The 17,108-nt window shown below is 34.7% G+C and carries 15 protein-coding genes; 7 read left to right on the plus strand and 8 right to left on the minus strand.

The features are described from left to right. Positions 1-6: 6 nt before the first annotated feature. The 5 genes from DMB71_RS06370 to DMB71_RS06390 all read right to left on the minus strand — a co-directional run bounded on the left by DMB71_RS06370 (position 7) and on the right by DMB71_RS06390 (position 5,601). Positions 7-1,584, minus strand: coding sequence for a phage tail sheath family protein (locus tag DMB71_RS06370; RefSeq protein ID WP_111364638.1), 1,578 nt, complete (start codon positions 1,582-1,584; stop codon positions 7-9). A gap of 36 nt (positions 1,585-1,620) precedes the next feature. Further along, positions 1,621-2,442: a hypothetical protein gene (locus DMB71_RS06375; RefSeq protein ID WP_111364640.1), complete on the minus strand. Its 822-nt coding sequence runs from the start codon at positions 2,440-2,442 to the stop codon at positions 1,621-1,623. Next, entirely contained in the window at positions 2,439-3,008 is a 570-nt protein-coding gene (locus DMB71_RS06380) for a Pvc16 family protein (protein ID WP_111364641.1), read from the minus strand. Before DMB71_RS06380 ends, DMB71_RS06375 begins: the two co-directional genes overlap by 4 nt. Positions 3,009-3,373: 365 nt before the next feature. Further along, positions 3,374-4,234, minus strand: coding sequence for a helix-turn-helix transcriptional regulator (locus DMB71_RS06385; RefSeq protein WP_111364643.1), 861 nt, complete (start codon positions 4,232-4,234; stop codon positions 3,374-3,376). Positions 4,235-4,623: 389 nt separating this feature from the next. After that, the gene (locus DMB71_RS06390) at positions 4,624-5,601 is read right to left on the minus strand and encodes a GlxA family transcriptional regulator (protein WP_111364645.1); all 978 of its coding nucleotides are present in this window, start codon (positions 5,599-5,601) and stop codon (positions 4,624-4,626) included. A gap of 150 nt (positions 5,602-5,751) precedes the next feature. Between DMB71_RS06390 and DMB71_RS06395 the strand changes: the two genes are divergently transcribed. Both DMB71_RS06395 and DMB71_RS06400 read left to right on the plus strand, forming a co-directional pair. After that, positions 5,752-6,054, plus strand: a complete 303-nt coding sequence (locus tag DMB71_RS06395) for an EthD family reductase (RefSeq protein WP_204251767.1) — start codon at positions 5,752-5,754, stop codon at positions 6,052-6,054. 230 nt (positions 6,055-6,284) lie between these two features. Then, on the plus strand, positions 6,285-6,527 hold the full coding sequence (locus tag DMB71_RS06400; protein ID WP_111364648.1) for a hypothetical protein: 243 nt from the start codon (positions 6,285-6,287) through the stop codon (positions 6,525-6,527). Positions 6,528-6,549: 22 nt separating this feature from the next. Here DMB71_RS06400 and DMB71_RS06405 read toward each other — a convergent pair whose 3' ends face one another. Further along, complete coding sequence (locus DMB71_RS06405; RefSeq protein ID WP_111364649.1) at positions 6,550-7,053, minus strand: DNA-deoxyinosine glycosylase; 504 nt, start codon at positions 7,051-7,053, stop codon at positions 6,550-6,552. A gap of 255 nt (positions 7,054-7,308) precedes the next feature. On the opposite strand from DMB71_RS06405, the gene DMB71_RS06410 reads away from it, so the two are divergent. After that, on the plus strand, positions 7,309-7,863 hold the full coding sequence (locus DMB71_RS06410) for a hypothetical protein (protein ID WP_111364651.1): 555 nt from the start codon (positions 7,309-7,311) through the stop codon (positions 7,861-7,863). Positions 7,864-8,029: 166 nt separating this feature from the next. On the opposite strand, the gene bioB is transcribed toward DMB71_RS06410, so the two are convergent. Both bioB and DMB71_RS06420 read right to left on the minus strand, forming a co-directional pair. Beyond that, positions 8,030-9,019: a biotin synthase BioB gene (gene bioB, locus DMB71_RS06415; RefSeq protein WP_111364652.1), complete on the minus strand. Its 990-nt coding sequence runs from the start codon at positions 9,017-9,019 to the stop codon at positions 8,030-8,032. A gap of 108 nt (positions 9,020-9,127) precedes the next feature. Further along, a complete protein-coding gene (locus DMB71_RS06420; RefSeq protein ID WP_111364653.1) occupies positions 9,128-9,598 on the minus strand; it encodes an Lrp/AsnC family transcriptional regulator in 471 nt (156 codons plus the stop codon). Positions 9,599-9,788: 190 nt separating this feature from the next. Here DMB71_RS06420 and DMB71_RS06425 point away from each other — a divergent pair, with 190 nt between their 5' ends. From DMB71_RS06425 to DMB71_RS06440, 4 genes are all read left to right on the plus strand, one after another. Beyond that, entirely contained in the window at positions 9,789-10,604 is an 816-nt protein-coding gene (locus tag DMB71_RS06425) for a DUF1338 domain-containing protein (protein ID WP_111364655.1), read from the plus strand. A gap of 37 nt (positions 10,605-10,641) precedes the next feature. Further along, entirely contained in the window at positions 10,642-12,195 is a 1,554-nt protein-coding gene (gene amaB / locus DMB71_RS06430; protein ID WP_111364656.1) for an L-piperidine-6-carboxylate dehydrogenase, read from the plus strand. A 162-nt stretch (positions 12,196-12,357) separates the two neighbouring features. Further along, the gene (locus DMB71_RS06435) at positions 12,358-15,480 is read left to right on the plus strand and encodes a SusC/RagA family TonB-linked outer membrane protein (RefSeq protein ID WP_239452939.1); all 3,123 of its coding nucleotides are present in this window, start codon (positions 12,358-12,360) and stop codon (positions 15,478-15,480) included. 22 nt (positions 15,481-15,502) lie between these two features. Beyond that, the gene (locus tag DMB71_RS06440) at positions 15,503-17,002 is read left to right on the plus strand and encodes a RagB/SusD family nutrient uptake outer membrane protein (protein ID WP_111364658.1); all 1,500 of its coding nucleotides are present in this window, start codon (positions 15,503-15,505) and stop codon (positions 17,000-17,002) included. Positions 17,003-17,108: the final 106 nt, after the last annotated feature.

Raw genomic sequence — 17,108 nt, forward strand, 5'->3', positions numbered from 1 at the left:
ATTCTGTTAACTAGAAGTCGCCATTTGCTGTTGAAATGTCAGAACGATAAATTCTGCAGGGTGTACAACCGCAACTTTTACAGTTACATTCATGAAACCATTCAATAGGTCATCTGCAGTCATTGTCGAACCTAATCCGCAGGCTACAGAGAAAGCTTCAGAAGCACTCGCTCCCTGCAAACCTCCTTGTTTCCAGATCGAACTAAGAAAACTGCTGATCATAGAAATTACAGCTTCCCAAGTATTTTTATCATTAGGCTGAAATACGTAAGCCTGAGCTGCGAGTTTACAAGATTGCTCTAAGAAAATCATAGTTCTTCTCACAGGAATATATCTCCAATCCTGGCTGTTTCCGTCTAGTGTTCTTGATCCCCAGATTAGAATTCCTAAACCGTTAAATGTTCTAATAGCATTGATCGATTTACCAGAAACAGCATCAACGTTTAAATTGGCTTGCTGGCTTTCAGAAAGAGAAATTGGCAATGATGATACACCTACAAAAGAAGTATTTGCAGGAGCTTCCCAAGGACCAACGGCATTATCTACAGTAGTAATAACTCCTGCCATAGCCCCACTTGGCGGTAGAATATTGGCATCGGCCAAAATATGCTTAATCATGAGAGAGTAAGTCTGGCTGGCAATAAGCAATGCATTGTGATTTTGTGTCACAGTCAAAGTGCTTGACGGACTTTGGATATTGGCAATAATAGATGCAGCGGCTGGGTTAGGAGCACTTGGAGGATTAAGAACCGCTTCGAGCTGTTTCAAATCTCCGCCAAACAAATTAGTATAATCAATATCAGAAGTTTGCATTATCGTAGTTCCTATAAAAGGATAATACGCCATTCCGTAGTTTAACCCAACAGAACCTGTGTTCATTCTGAAATTGCTAATATCCTCCGTATACAAAATAGGATCGGGAGCGTCACCGCCAATAATGTCAAACAAACACATTGAAGTTTGCATTTGTGTCGCCTGAAGAAGCATAGATTGCATTAGAGTTCCGTTGTTTTCTACACTTAGTAAAGTAGCTTCTGGGCAAATGTACATGGTTGGCTCTTGTTCATTCAGCAATAAAGAAAGACCTTTTGTCAAATCATTCAGCTGTACATTTGGGTTTACAACAGGAATGCCTGGAGTTCCTGCTTTTTGTGACGGAGGGCCATAAGAACCAACAGAAACAATATAAGCATCTCCACCGCCATTTTCATAAAATAGTCTTACGCTATTGTATAAATAATACACCGTGTTAGGATCTGGAACAATTGAATAATACGTTCCTGCAATCAGCATGTAGTCTCCCTTTAGGGGTTGACTCTTTTCTGCTACCAGATAGTATTCAGGGCTGTATTGTTTGGACGGACTTGCTGGCGCAGGTGGATCCGGCAAACAGAAAAAAGCCTGAAAATCAGCAAAAGATGTGATTTTTACTGGCACATTCGTATACGATTTTCCTTCGTATGCGGCCTGTGGTGTGTACCCTATAAATGCTGGTATAGCCGTAGCAACTCCAACAACAGAATTGGGAAAAGCATTTAATTCTTGAATGTAAACACCAGGAGTTTGAATGGTAGATAAATTCATTGATTTTAGTTTTTAGTGTTCATTTTTAATAGTTTTTTATAAATAGATATACATTGGTGATGCGACTTCATTTTGGTCGCTATTTTCGATAATTCCGACTCGGGAGACATCAGGACACGGAAGTCCTTTTATAATTACTTTTGGCCTTGTATTGTTTTGATTGGCAGATGCTGAACTGCTTACCAAATCAAATTTATATTTAGGTTTTTCGCTAAGCGTGATATAGGTTTTATTGGAAGTAAACAATAATGCCGATTCTCCGGTTTGGATTGTTACATTTTGAGGTCCGTCAAATTGTATGTTTTCTTTTTCGGCAATCGAAGGATTGTTAAGCTGTACAGCATTTTTATTAATAAAATAATATTGCCATTGTGTTGCTCTTGCAGTAAAGTTTATTTCAAAAAGAGGAGAATAGACAGTTAGTATATCTTCAAAATAAATTTTTAAATGGCCAAAATGAGAAGATGCTGGCTTGTTTTCTAATGTTTGATTCAATAGTATTTTACCATTATTGTTTAAGTTTTTAGGATCCTGACTGGAATACGTAATAGCTCCAATCCAGTTCATGGGCAATGTGGTAAAGAGAATAAAATTGGGATTGCTGCATTTGATATCAAACTCAAAATAATCTTGCTGTGATGCTTTAGAAATATAATCTAATAATTCTGATAGCGAAGATTTTGTATTAGAATACAAATCAAATCCGTTTGAAACGGAATTCATTTTGAATCCGAATTTTTTCAATGTTTTATCGGTTTTATGATTTGGAATAAAGTGAAGGCAATTGCATTTTCCGTTATCAAAAAAAGTATGGTAAGCCGCAATGCTGAAAATCTTTATGTAATTACTCTGTATCATTTGACAATGTTATTACTGGTGTTTTTTACAGACGGTATGATTTCCATAGTTTCGTGTGCCTGAACTTTTATCAGTTTCATTTTATAAATAATCGAAGGCTGATATTTTGCTGCCATCGCTGTCCATAAACTGTGCATCTGATGGTACGAGATTTTTTCGTATTCAAATTCTAATCTGCTCAAACCGTCTGGAATAGAAGATGAGGACGAAGCATCTATATAATTGTTGATCTGAAAAAAGACAATTATCGCATCTAGAAATTTTAAAGATTCGGTGTAATCCTCAAAATTGCTGCTAATGAGCAAGTCTATATTATATCTTTCTGTTGGATTAAAATTGGAATAGTTGCCACTTTCTAATTTCTGATTTCTGATATAAAAAGGCTGATTGGTTTCTTTTTCAATATTGATAAGAGATAAAACCACTTTGTTCTGATTTGCTTTTGGCAAAGTCCCACTTGGTTCAATAAGGTAATTCAAGACTGTTTTGTCTTCGGTCAAACCAAAACGGTTTTTTAAAAACTGTCCCAGTAATTTATTCGTAAATTGAAGTGCCTGATTGATCATCGCATTTAACTCTTAGAATTAATTAAGTGCCATAACTAATAAATTAGCTATTGGTACTTGTAAAATTAGCTGAGAATTAGATTTGTACGAAAAATTGGCTATGCACTTTTTGTAGACAGAACCAGAAGAGATTATCTGTTTTTTGTAGACAAAATGTAGACAAAGTTTTTTTTTGTCTATACTTTGTTGCAGATTGCGATTTAAAGCAATAAAATTTCGTGTTATACTTATAAAAATATCTTTAGAATAAGTATAGATTTAAAGAAGTAAAAAGTAGAAAAATTGAAAGCACGAAGCTGTTTCTTGTAATGTTGAGGTACAAGAAAAGCATAGAAATATTAAAGGTAAAACAGAGGAAAAAAATTTTAAGAAACTGTTCTTAAGTATGAAATAATATCATCTTCTTTTTTAAGCGTTAGTTTCTTTTTAAGACGATATTTATGAGTTCGAACACTGTCTTGATTTATACCCAAAAGATTGGTAATATCGTTGTTGCTCATATTCATTTTAATGTAGCAGCAGTATTTTAAATCTCTAGAACTCAAAGAAGGATGTTTTTTGGCAAGAGCCAAAAGAAAATTAGGATTGGACTGTTCAAAATAGATTTTAAAGTCATCCCAAAGTTTATTGTCGTTTGCCACCGTTTTGATAGAATTTACAATAGACATTAATTCAATTCTTGTTGCATTGTCAACATTAGGATAGAGATAAGAAATGCGTTCTTTTATTTTTAATAGAACTTCAACTTTCTGGTCAAGTTCCATTACGTAATGGCTTAATTTATCTGAATCGTTTTGCTGAATTGCTGCTTCTGCAAATGATGTAACGGACACATTTTGTGATTCTGTTTTTTTTAAGAGAAAAATAGAACGTATTCTATAAATTAAAAAGTCGGTATTTTGAATCTGATTATGCGGATAAGTGAAAACAATATTCTGCTTTGACCAGCATAAAGATTCGCATTCATAATTTTGAGTCAAATATAAAATTGGAATATCCCTTTTATCAGAACTGAAATTAGTGTCATTTAGAACAAGCTTATTTTGTTTAAAACCCAAAATTACCAAGTCAGGATTTAGAGAGTTTATCGTATTTTTTAAATCTACTCCTCTGGAGACAGTAACTGTAGAAAATGCATAGTCTGAGACTATAGATATGGCATTCAATATCACAGTCAATATTGTGATATCGTCACATCCAATTACTATAGATTTTTTTTCGAGCATCTTTTGGGGGTGTTGCTTCTTATGAAATAGTATTGCTAATACATCATACGAAATGAAAAATAAATAATAACATTTTCTTGCTATAAAGCCGTTTTAGTATCTGATAGAGTTTAACCGATAGTTTTTGATACACAAAGTCATTTCTCTACTAAACATTAAAATGGTTTATAACTTGATTTAAAAGAATTAAAACATTTGGATTAAATAGTGGCTTGTAAAAAGGAGTGTAAATTTATTCAATCTATAGGAATATTACTATGAGTAGTATTACGTGTTTTTGCATTTTCTGTGTTAATTAACATTTTTTTAATCAAATAGGAAAGACCTTCAATTAGACCGAAGTTTGTTTTGGTCTAATTGATTCATAAAGAGAAGTTTGAAGAGAATAATTAGGCAGCCCCTTTGTGGTATTTCTTTTTGTATTCCATTGGCGGAATTCCAGTAATTTTTTTGAAAGCATCTCGAAAGGCTTTTACATCTGAATAGCCAACTTCGTACATCACTTCATTTACAGTTTTGCGATCTGTTTCAAAAGCTTTTTTGGCAGCTTCAATTTTTACTCTCTGAAGATATTCGCTCGGAGTATTTCCTGTTGCTTTTATAAATCTTCGGTCAAAATTCCTTCTACTTACATTAAATTTAGAAGAAAGATCACTCATAGATACTTTCTCTCCCAAATTTTTTTCTAAATACGACTGCGCAAGAAGCACCATTTCGTCTTCATGTTTCTTCTGACCCGAAAAGATAATAAACTGCGATTGTGTGCTTCGGTTCATTTCAATCTGAAATACCTTTGCACAATATACAGCAGTAGCTCTACCATAATATTTTTCGATTAAGTAAATCATTAGATTTAGAAAAGAATAAGCACCGCCATTGGTGTAAATTCCGTTTTCATCTGTAATCAATTCGTCAATTTGCAGGTTTATTTTTGGAAACATTTTGCTAAAATTTTCCTTGACAGACCAATGAGTAGAACAGCTTTTTCCGTCCAGAAGCCCAGATGCGGCAAGCATAAACGCGCCAGTACAGATAGTGGCAATTTCGGCTCCTTTTTTATATTGTTTCTGCAGCCATTGCACCAGTTCGTCATTATGTTCAAGAGCAAGATTATAATTGTGGTTTAATGACGGAATAATGATAAGATCAGTTTTGTTGACCTGAGAAATATGAAGATGAGGTTTTACAGTAAAGATTCCTTGGTTGAATTCTACTTTTTCAGAAATTCCGGCAAGCTGGATATGAAATAATTCCTTTTTGCCATTTGCTTTATAAAAGGCATTTGCTTTGGTAAAAATTTCGTACGCGCCAGAAATGCTTGAAAGATTATTATCTCCTTCAGGAACTATAATGGTAAGCTGTTTCATTTTCTTTTTTTTATATAAAGGTACTAAAAGTTACTGTCCAAATACACCATTAAGAATGTCTGGTTTTCACATCAAACAATTTAGGATTTGCTTTTAAATTTACTCTAAACAATTGTCTAACATTATAAGCAAATCAATATTATGGCAAAAATGACAGTAATCTACAAAACGCCAAAAGACATCAGCTCGTTCGAAAAACATTATCACGAAGTTCATATTCCGTTAGCGAAGAAACTTCCAGGATTAATAAAATATGAAATAAGCAATGGAGCAGTAAGATCAACAACTGGACATTCAGATGTATATCTTGTGGCCAATTTATATTTCGATTCTTTAGAAACGATGATGGAATCTTTTAAGTCAGATATCGGACAGCAATGCGCCGCTGATCGTAGAATTCTAGCTAGTGACGATGAGGTGCAGATTTACGTGTATGATGTGAAAAACACCTGATTTTTCATTGTTTCATTTTAACGGTTCAAGGTTCATTTTACTATTTCTGGTTTCAGATTATAATCTGAAACCATTTCCAGGGGTTCAGAAAGAAGGATTAAGGTTTTTCATTATAATTTTAAAAATTATTTCAATGCAGTTTTTCTTACGCAGCAGAAGAGCTGATTTCAATTGAGTATGTAATGAACTTATAAGGTAAAATAAAGTATTAATTTAAATACACCAAACCTATGGCCGCTATTCCTGACGAATTGTACAATGTTAAATTTGCAGCATACTTCGATTCAATGAAAGAATTGTATATACTAGATCAAAAATTTAAAGTAATGTGCGATGCTTACTGTGCAAGTACGGCTAAAACGGAACTTTATAAGGATAGAAGCGAAAAAAATTTCCGACGCAGAATGAAATTCGAAAATCTGTCAAGAGAATTAGAAGAAGAAATTCTGTTCTATATCATGCGAAATAGGTAATTCCTCAAATATTGCCTGAAAATTAATCTTCATCTTTTGAAAGCCTAACTTGCGATACAGCTTTCCATTGTTCCATTTTTTCAGTTTTGGTCAAACCCGCATTTAGTCCGCTAGTGGAAGGCAGGATTGTATAAGTAATTCCTTCTTGCGGTACAGTATGTTTATGAAAGTATTTTGCGGCAGCTTTGCTTTCAAAAAAAACATATTTGATATTCGGAAACTGTTTGTGCAGACTTTCAAAATCGTTAAGGGTTTCTTCTGTTATTTTGGCGTCACTGCTTCCTTCTCTTTTGCAGCTTTTAAGAACATTCCAAAGACCAATGTTGTATTTAGCCACTAACGCTTTTCGATCTTCATAAGAAGCACTGAATTCTTCCTCAAAAATAGCAAATAGAATTTTCCAGAAAAGATTGCCTTTGTTCGCATAGTATTGCTGCTTCGCAATAGACTGTTCGCCCGCCATAGTTCCCATAATTAAAATAACTGTGGAATTATCTATTAAGGGTTGAAGGGCTTTTTTTAGCATTGGTTTTTCTGATTTTCTTTGATTTGTAAAATTAGAGATAAAGATTTGAAATGAGAAGAGACTTAAAAATCAATAAATGTCTTTAACTTGTATTGGATTTTGTTTTAAAAGAAAAAACTTTTAGATATTTACGCCTTAAAAGAAACTAATGTGGTGCAAAGTCAGTCCTGAAAGCTTTCGGGATTGCGCTGCGCTAATTAAGAACATTTTGCGGGGCAGGGGGGGATGAAATAAAAGAACAAAAAGTAAAAAATAATGAAACAAAAATTAAAAAAAGAATTTTGTAAAACGATTGGATTTGCAGTGTTTATATTTGTATTAACATTTTTCTTTTTTAAAGAATATGTTCTCCAATCTTCTTCAACTTTAGCAAGTCTTTTTTCTAGTATTATAGGTGTACTTTTAACTTTTGGTCTTACATGGTTCTTAAAAAATAAATCCCTCTTTCAAATGCTAATGGTTATCCTGATTTATATTATTTTTATTGTGGTCTTTGCTTACTCCCAAAAAAACAATTCAATAACGGATAGCCCTGTTAGTAAAACAAATATAAATTCTGTTTGTGGTAACTGGGTTACAAAGGAAAATGACTTAATTCTTAAACTGAATATTAGCGGTAAGGCAATGAAAATGAATTTTTATCCTAATAATAAGCAATTGTTTTTTGAGTATGAAATGAACGATAATGTAATTGATTTTTTTAATGATGATGATGTATCTAATTTTCAATGGAAAATTTTAAAGCTAACAAGTGATTCATTAGTTGTACTTGAAAAAAAACAGATTTTAAAATTCAAAAAGGAAAAATAAGGGAAACGTACAACGCTCCCTCCGCTCTCCGGAGAGTTCAACTGAAAAGCTGCGACAATGACATTTGCGCAGCAAAGAAAAGTTTTTCACAAAAAAAACTGCACTATCCTGAAAGTTTTCGAGATTGTGCAGTTTTACGGGCTATAAAGGGTGATAAAAATTTGTTTTAGACTATCGAACAAGCACTTTTATTTTCTTTTACCAAAGGCTTAAGCCCAAGATTTTGAAACATCTGCATATCTTCTGAAAGTCCTGGATTTGGCGTTACCAATAAAGTTTCGCGTTCACCTGTAAAAATAGAATTGGCACCAGCCATAAAACACCAAGCTTGCTCTTCTTCGGTCATTTCGATACGCCCAGCACTTAAACGAACAATAGATGCTGGCATAACAATACGCGCTGTAGCTATCATTCGAACCATATCCCAAATAGGCACTTTCGGATTATTTTCTAAAGGCGTTCCTTTTACTCTTGCCAAAGCATTTACAGGAACAGATTCCGGGTGAACAGGCATGGTTGCCAAAGTTAATAACATAGAAACTCTATCAGCATTAGATTCTCCAAGACCAATGATTCCGCCTGAGCAAACTGTGATTCCTGCTTTTCTTACGTTATTGATAGTGTCAAGACGTTGGTCAAATTTACGCGTGCTGATTATTTCATCATAATAACTTTCAGATGTATCCAGATTATGGTTGTAAGCATACAAACCTGCTTCTTGAAGACGTACTGCTTGTTCTTCGGTAAGCATTCCGAGCGTGCAGCAAACTTCCAAACCAAGATCGTTTACACCTTTTACCATTTCTATAACACGATCAAAATCTTTATTATCTCGAACTTCGCGCCAAGCGGCTGCCATACAAAAACGAGAAGAACCGCCATCTTTTGCTTTTTGCGCATGTTCTAATACTTTTTCTGTGGGAAGAAGTGCTTGAACTTTGATATCCGTATGATAACGTGCTGCTTGTCCGCAATATGAACAATCTTCTGGACAACCGCCTGTTTTTATAGAAAGTAATGTGCTAACCTGTATTTCTGAAGGTTTATGCCATTCTCTATGTACGGTTGCCGCTTGATAAACCAATTCTAAAAGTGGCTGATCGTAGATAGCTTGAATTTCTTCTTTTTTCCAGTCGTGTCTAATTTGAGTGTTCATTTATTTTGATATGCTTTAATGATTTTTGGTCAAATGTATCATTTTACTGTATCATCAAAATGTACCACTTTTTATATTTTGGGTAGACCGGTTAGAATATCAAATATTTTAAACTGGAAGATTTTTCTCAAAAGCAGAACCAAAAGAGAAAAAAGAATCGGTGCTTCCTACGCCTTCAATCTGATGCACTTGTTCGTATAAAATTTTACGGAGTTCTTCATTATTTGCCGCTACTATTTTTATGAATAAGGCATATTTTCCAGATACCCAATGGCATTCTATTACTTCTGGTATTTCCTTAAGTTTTTCAGCAATCGAGTATGAAAAACGAGCCTCTTTCGTAACAATTCCGGTATAGGTAATAGTTTCAAAACCAAGTTCTTTCGGATTTAATTTTACAGAAAAACTATTAATTACTCCTGCTTCTTGCAATTTTTTAACTCTAAGATGGACCAGCGAATTTGAAATATTCAATTCTTTAGCCAGATCAGAAAATGGTATTCTCGCATTCTCACTAAGTTTTTGTATGATTTCTCGATCTAAATAGTCAGTATTTTCATTCTTCTTGACCTTTGCCATAAGTGCTTTTTAATTGATGATTCTATTATTTTGACAATTCTTTTGTTAAAAATGGTTTTTAAAGTGTCAAAATTACAAAAAATAATATAACAAATGTCGAATTGTAAATAATCGTATTGTTATACTGTTATAATAACAGTTATATATATAGATTTGTGTCATAATAACACTATTTTAACTTAACTGCAAAATGAATAAAGATCAATTACTTACAAAGCTATGGGAGCAATACGTTGAAATTACTCCGTCAGCATTAAAAATTCATGAACTCCTGGAAAACAAGGGGGAAGAAATTAAAAATGATCATATCGCGATTCGTACTTTCAATGATAAGCGTGTGAATATTCAAGTTTTAGAAAAACCATTTCTGAATGTTGGTTATGAAGCAAAAGGAGAGTATCATTTTGAGACTAAAAAGCTTTATGCAAAACATTATGAGCACGCAACTGACAAAGACGCGCCAAGAATTTTTATTTCTGAATTGGAATTAGAAAAATGTTCTGCAGATTTACAGACAACAGTGGAGAATTTGCTAGACAGCTGTGATCAGAATGCGTTTAATAATCCAGAATTGATTTTAAGCGGATCTGTTTGGAACGGAAATTCACAAGCGGTTTACAAATCATTGTTGGAAGAGTCTGAATATGCAGCATGGATGTATGTTTATGGTTTTAGAGCCAATCACTTTACAATTAATACCAATGCTTTAAAAGGTTTTAAAACTTTAGAAGAATTGAATAATTTCTTAGAATCTAGCGGATGGGAACTGAATGCTTCTGGAGGAAAAATTAAAGGAACTCCAGAACAGCTTTTGGAACAATCGAGCACATTGGCAGATTTATACGATATTGATTTTGAAGAAGGAACGTTAAAAGTGCCGTCATGCTATTATGAATTTGCATTGCGTTATCCGATGTCAAACGGAGAATTATATCAAGGTTTTGTGGCTTCATCAGCAGATAAAATATTTGAAAGTACCGATGTAAAGCTTCAAAAAACGTTATAATATTCATTTAGTATAAAAGAACAACTTAAAAGCCACAATGACGAATACAGAATTGCAGTTTGGGATAAAAGAAGCTTTAGAGCAATTAAATATAAAAGAAGTTAATAATGGAACTTCGACAGGGCTTAATAATTTTTCGGATGGGGAAATTTTAGAAAGCTACTCGCCAGTAGATGGAAAATTAATTGGAAAGGTTAAAACATCAAGTACAGCTGATTATGAAAAAGTAATGGAATCGGCTACTGATGCTTTTAAACAATTTAGATTAATGCCAGCTCCTCAGCGCGGAGAAATCGTGCGTCAATTTGGAGAAAAATTGCGCAAAAATAAAGAAGCCTTAGGAAAATTGGTTTCTTATGAAATGGGAAAATCACTTCAGGAGGGTTATGGTGAAGTTCAAGAAATGATTGATATCTGTGATTTTGCAGTCGGACTTTCACGTCAGCTGCACGGATTAACAATGCATTCAGAAAGGCCAGGACACAGAATGTATGAGCAGTACCATTCTCTAGGAGTTGTCGGAATTATTTCGGCATTTAACTTTCCAGTGGCTGTTTGGGCTTGGAATACCGCTCTAGCGTGGATTTGCGGCGATGTTTGCGTTTGGAAACCTTCAGAAAAAACACCTCTTTGTGCAGTTGCTTGTCAAAATATTATGGCAGAGGTTATAAAAGAAAACAATTTGCCTGAAGGAATTTCGTGCTTAATTACAGGAGATTATAAAATTGGTGAATTGCTAACCAATGATAAACGTATTCCGCTAATCTCGGCTACTGGTTCTACGCGAATGGGTAAAATTGTAGCGCAGGTAGTTGCAGGACGTTTTGGAAAATCGTTACTGGAATTGGGAGGTAACAATGCCATTATTGTAACGCCAGATGCAGATATTAAGATGACCGTTATTGGTGCTGTTTTTGGCGCTGTTGGTACAGCAGGACAAAGATGTACTTCTACACGCCGTTTAATCATTCATGAAAGCATTTATGAAAAAGTTAAAGAAGCTCTGATTTCTGCTTATGGACAATTGCGCATCGGGAATCCTTTAGACGAAAAAAATCATGTAGGACCTCTTATTGATAAGCAGGCAGTTGAATTGTATAATGATGCTTTGAAAAAAGTTGTAGAGCAAGGTGGCAAAATTTTGGTTGATGGCGGAGTACTTTCTGGTGATGGATATGAAAGTGGATGCTATGTAAAACCAGCAATTGCAGAGGCTGATAATTCTTTTGAAATTGTACAGCACGAAACTTTTGCTCCTGTATTATACTTAATAAAATATTCAGGAACTGTTGAAGCGGCAATTGAGATGCAAAATGGTGTAATGCAAGGACTTTCTTCTGCAATTATGACAAATAATTTAAGAGAAGCCGAATTATTCCTGTCTGTTACAGGTTCTGATTGTGGTATTGCAAATGTAAATATAGGAACCTCTGGAGCTGAAATTGGAGGTGCCTTTGGCGGTGAAAAAGAAACTGGTGGTGGCCGGGAATCTGGATCTGATGCCTGGAAAATTTACATGAGAAGACAAACCAATACAATCAACTATACTACAAGTTTGCCTTTAGCTCAAGGAATAAAATTTGACTTGTAAACGCTTTAGAGCCAGCTAAAGCTTAACAAAAAATATCAACGAGAATACTGCATTTTGTTTGATAATGTTTTTACGGCATTATCAAGCAAGATGTATACACATGCAATACAAAAACTAAAAATTAAAAACCTAAAAAAATTACTAACTTAAACCATTACCAAGATGAACAAAAAACTAATTAGGGTAATTTACTTTATTCCTCTGCTGTTATGTTTGTGGCTGCCAAACATAAGCTTTGCACAAGCCCAAAAAACTGTTTCAGGAAAAGTTACAGATGATAAAAATAATACGCTGCCAGGCGTAAGTATTTCAATCAAAGATTCTAAATACAATGCGGCAACAGACATTGATGGAAATTATACTTTAGTGTATCCTTCGACATTAGCGAATCCCGTTATTGTTTTTTCATATATGGGATTTACCTCAATTAATCAAGAGATAAACAATCGAGCAGAACTTAATGTAACTATGCAGGAAGAAACCAATAAGCTGAATGAGGTAGTCATTATTGGTTATGGTACTCAAAAGAAAAGTAATGTTACGGGAGCTATTTCTACTGTCAAGAAAGAAAGCATCGAAACTCGTGCTACAACTAGTCCAGCTGAAGCGCTTCAGGGCTTGGTTGCTGGGGTCAATGTACAAAAAAGCGGCGGTGTTGCTGGAGCTTCTGTAAGCGTAAAAATCCGTGGAGTAAATACCTTTGGCGCAACAGAACCACTTTATATCATTGACGGTTTTCAAGGTTCTATTAACACTGTAAATCCAACCAATATAGAATCTATAGAGGTTCTTAAGGATGGCGCTGCAGCTGCAATTTACGGATCTGTCGCTGCTAATGGTGTAATTATCGTAACGACTAAAAATGGACAAAAAGAAGGCGTAAAAGTAGATTTTAGTTCTTTTTTAAGCATTACAAATCCAGCAAAAACATTAGATATGCTAGATGCTGATGGCTATAAAACTGTTAACAAAAGAATGTACGATGAATACAATAAATATGCAACTTCACCAAAACCACTTCCAGCTTATATTACAGCACCATCTGATGTAAATACAGATTGGCAGGACGAAGTTTTCCGTTCAGGACTTACACAAAACTATGGCTTAGGTATTCAAGGAAGACAAGGTGATTTTAAATTTGCATTGTACGGAAATTACGTAAAGCAAAAAGGTATCGTAATTGACAACGAATTTGCACAGCAAACAGGTAGTGCCAGAGTTAGTTTCAAAAAATCAATTTTTGATATCGATGGAAAAATGGCTTACATGGGAACGCAAAATGCATTGCCAAATTTCCAGTTAAAAGAAGTATATACCATGGCTCCTTTGGTTCCTGTTTATGACGATACAGAGGAATACGGTTTCGGACTAGCAAATAAAAATGGTTTGCCTGCAGGAACAAATCCAGTTGCAGAAGAGCATTTCAAGAAAAGCAATGATATCGGACAGGACATAACGGCAAATATTTCGGCGACAGCAAACATTGCGCCTTGGTTAAAATACAAACTGGCTTATTCTTACCGTGTAAAAAACAACCAACAGACTGCACATTTTCCCCCATATATTGCAAATCCAAAAGAAGTGCATCTTTATCCAATGCATACAGAGTTAAGAACGACTTGGAATGAACAGATTTTAGATAATATTATCACTATAGATAAAACTTTCGGAAAACATGTTTTTGGTTTAATGTTGGGTAATACCTTTAACAGTCAGGCATCAAATTGGAATCAAGTAAGTGTTGAAGGAAAAACAACAGATTATACTGTAGAAAATGGGCAGCTAGTTTCTATTGATCGTCCATCAGGATTTCTTGATCCTGGTTTTGAAACAATTGGTGCGGGAAGAGGAGGAACCTATTCTGCTGATGGTTCAAAATTTGAATATAACAGAGTATCGTTCTTTAGCAGGTTAAACTATTCATACAATGATCGTTACTTACTTCAGGTAACAGTTAGAAAAGATGGTTCTTCTAAATTTGGAGAAGATAGCCGTTGGGGAACTTTCCCGTCTATTGCTTTAGGATGGAAAATTGAACAAGAAGATTTCTTCCCAAAAGATATGATCCTTTCTACTTTAAAATTGCGTGCAAGCTGGGGACAATTGGGTAACGAAGCAGCTTTAGGATATTATTCTGCAAATACATTAATCAAAACAGGCAATTCTTTAGGAAACGGTTATGTTCAGGGTATAGGAAGCAATCCTTGGCCAGGAAGTATTGCAACAGCATTAGAAAATAGAAATCTGCAATGGGAAACTACAGATTCTAAAAATATCGGTTTAGATTATACGCTTTTGAATGGAAAAATTAGCGGATCTATGAATTACTACTACAATGTAACAGACAACTTGTTGATTACAAAAAAACTAGCTCCATCTGCTGGAATTGATGATCCCGTTCTTAACGTAGGTAAAATTAGCAATAGAGGATTTGAGTTTGAAGTAAATTACCGCGATCAAGTAAATGAATTTAAGTACAATGCAGGATTAAATCTTACGACGCTTAAAAATAAAGTAGAAGAATTGGCTAATGACGGTCAAACTATTTATGGTGAAGGATTAAAATACGGAGCCGAGCACTTTCCAACACAGGCGCGTGTAGGAAGTCCAATCAGCGGATTCTATTTGTATCAAACAGATGGTATTTTCCAGTCAGTAGCAGAAGTAGCAGCGCACAGTAAAAACGGTGTTTTATTACAGCCAAATGCACAGCCTGGAGATATTCGTTTTAAAGATTTGAACGGAGACGGTGTTATAGACGAAAATGATAAAGCGTATTCTGGGACAGGATTGCCAAAACTAGAAGTAAACCTTAGTTTAGGTGCTAGTTATAAAGGATTTGACTTTTCAGCATTGATAGGAAGCGGATGGGGCAATAAATTATATAACGGAAACAGATATTTTTATGAGTCTATGAATGCTGGAACAAATATGTTGGCTTCTACATTAAATTCTTGGACACCAGAAAATCATAGTAATATTCCGCGTGCCGTATTGCAGGATCCTAACGGAAACAGCCGCGAATCAGATCGTTTTCTTGAAAGCGGAGATTTTATCAGAATGCGCCAATTGCAATTAGGATATACTATACCAAGCAAAATGTTAGGTAAAGCAAAAATCGACAAACTTAGATTTTATGTAAGTGCCGAAAACTTGTTTACTATCACCAATTATTCAGGAATTGATCCAGAATTCTCACGTAGTTCGGTAGTTAACACAGGTGTTGACCGTTTTGTTTATCCATTTACAAGATCATTTGTTTCTGGAGTTCAGTATATATTTTAATTCTATTTAATAAGACATTATCATGAAAAAGATATTTTTAATAGTATCCGCTATAGGTTTATTCACTTTTGCAAGCTGTGATGACTACTTGGATAAACAATCTCCAGATGAACTTACATCAGATAATTTCTGGAGAAATAAAGCTGATGCGGAATCTGCTTTAGCGTCAACTTATTCGCAATTAGAATGCGCTGTTGATGAATGGGCTTTCGCCGAAGTAAAATGGCCGGTTGAAGCGTATCGCGAAGACATAAACGAATTAGGAAGCGATGCATTGAACTACCAAAACTGGGTAGAACTTTCGACTTTTACCTATACAAACGGAAACAGCCAGTTTACCAGCTATTGGAAGATTAACTACAGAGGAATTAGTAATGCCAATCAGGTTATAGATAAATTGCCACAGGTTCCTGCATCAAAAATAAGCGATGAAGACCGTAAACAAATTGAAGCAGAAGCTCGTTTTTTACGTGCCTATTATCACATGAAATTGATTCTAAACTGGGATAAAATTTATATCAGAAATAAATATGTTACTAAAGAAAGTGATTTAAATATTCCATTGTCAAGTCGTGCAGAAGCTTGGGATTTTATTACGAGCGAATTTAAAGCTGTAGCAGCTATTTTGCCTGCAAAACAATCTGCAGATAAAACAGGACGCGCAACAAGCGGTGCAGCAAACAGTTATTTAGGATTTGCTTATTTGACAAGGTCTTATGAAGAAGCATCTCAAAAACAAGCTTTCCTTAATGAAGCGCTTACTGCATTTAGCAAAGTGCAAGGATATGAGCTTGTTAAAGATTACGTGTCTATGTTCGACGGAACAACCAAAAACACTAAAGAATCGATTTTTGAACTTCAGTTTTCAGAAACTACAGCAAACGGAGCGTTCTACCGAAATGCACTTCACTACTGGATGGCAGCGGCTGAGCTTGGCGGATGGGACGAAATTCTTCCAAGTGCAATGCTTGTAAATGAATTCAAAAAAGAAGGAAAAATTGCGACTACCGGAAACTACGATTCACGTTTATACAGCACGATTTTCTTCAAAGATCCATATTTTAATGATACTAATAATCCATTAGTATTAGGAACAACATACGATGATAAATTTGGAGATACAGACAAACCAGTGTACCGTAAATTTATTCCAAGCACGCAAGAAAAAATGGATCAGGAATTTACAGCAATTAACATTCCTTTAATGCGTTACTCAAATGTATTATTGATGCAGGCTGAAGCTCTAAATGAATTAGGACGTCCAGGTGAAGCAATTCCCTACATCAACAAAGTTCGCGCTAGAGCCGATATGCCAGCAATGACTGGAACAACTGTAGCTCAGGTAAAAGCGCAAATCGAGCACGAAAGAATTTTAGAATTCCCTCTTGAAAATTTCCGTTTTTACGATTTACGCCGTTGGGGCAAAACAAAAGAAGCTCTTGATGCTGTTGGACGTACAGGATTTGATGTAGCAAAAAACAACTTTTACCCAATTCCATTGACAGAATTACAAACGAATTAATTCTCAAAATGATTTAAATATTTGAAAAGAATAGCCTATATTTCTTGGCTATTCTTTTTATCTAAAGATATTGGTCTTCTCAGTGAAATGAGCTGACCTCTAGCTA

The sequence above is a fragment of the Flavobacterium tistrianum genome (assembly GCF_003254545.1).
In the GTDB taxonomy this organism is placed as follows: domain Bacteria; phylum Bacteroidota; class Bacteroidia; order Flavobacteriales; family Flavobacteriaceae; genus Flavobacterium; species Flavobacterium tistrianum.

What these genes read in the sequence shown, in the direction of transcription:
- DMB71_RS06370 (WP_111364638.1), bottom strand. Translation starts at nt 1,584, where the DNA reads ATGAATTTATCTACCATTCAAACTCCTGGTGTTTACATTCAAGAATTA.
- DMB71_RS06375 (WP_111364640.1), bottom strand. Translation starts at nt 2,442, where the DNA reads ATGATACAGAGTAATTACATAAAGATTTTCAGCATTGCGGCTTACCAT.
- DMB71_RS06380 (WP_111364641.1), bottom strand. Translation starts at nt 3,008, where the DNA reads ATGATCAATCAGGCACTTCAATTTACGAATAAATTACTGGGACAGTTT.
- DMB71_RS06385 (WP_111364643.1), bottom strand. Translation starts at nt 4,234, where the DNA reads ATGCTCGAAAAAAAATCTATAGTAATTGGATGTGACGATATCACAATA.
- DMB71_RS06390 (WP_111364645.1), bottom strand. Translation starts at nt 5,601, where the DNA reads ATGAAACAGCTTACCATTATAGTTCCTGAAGGAGATAATAATCTTTCA.
- DMB71_RS06395 (WP_204251767.1), top strand. Translation starts at nt 5,752, where the DNA reads ATGACAGTAATCTACAAAACGCCAAAAGACATCAGCTCGTTCGAAAAA.
- DMB71_RS06400 (WP_111364648.1), top strand. Translation starts at nt 6,285, where the DNA reads ATGGCCGCTATTCCTGACGAATTGTACAATGTTAAATTTGCAGCATAC.
- DMB71_RS06405 (WP_111364649.1), bottom strand. Translation starts at nt 7,053, where the DNA reads ATGCTAAAAAAAGCCCTTCAACCCTTAATAGATAATTCCACAGTTATT.
- DMB71_RS06410 (WP_111364651.1), top strand. Translation starts at nt 7,309, where the DNA reads ATGAAACAAAAATTAAAAAAAGAATTTTGTAAAACGATTGGATTTGCA.
- bioB (WP_111364652.1), bottom strand. Translation starts at nt 9,019, where the DNA reads ATGAACACTCAAATTAGACACGACTGGAAAAAAGAAGAAATTCAAGCT.
- DMB71_RS06420 (WP_111364653.1), bottom strand. Translation starts at nt 9,598, where the DNA reads ATGGCAAAGGTCAAGAAGAATGAAAATACTGACTATTTAGATCGAGAA.
- DMB71_RS06425 (WP_111364655.1), top strand. Translation starts at nt 9,789, where the DNA reads ATGAATAAAGATCAATTACTTACAAAGCTATGGGAGCAATACGTTGAA.
- amaB (WP_111364656.1), top strand. Translation starts at nt 10,642, where the DNA reads ATGACGAATACAGAATTGCAGTTTGGGATAAAAGAAGCTTTAGAGCAA.
- DMB71_RS06435 (WP_239452939.1), top strand. Translation starts at nt 12,358, where the DNA reads ATGAACAAAAAACTAATTAGGGTAATTTACTTTATTCCTCTGCTGTTA.
- DMB71_RS06440 (WP_111364658.1), top strand. Translation starts at nt 15,503, where the DNA reads ATGAAAAAGATATTTTTAATAGTATCCGCTATAGGTTTATTCACTTTT.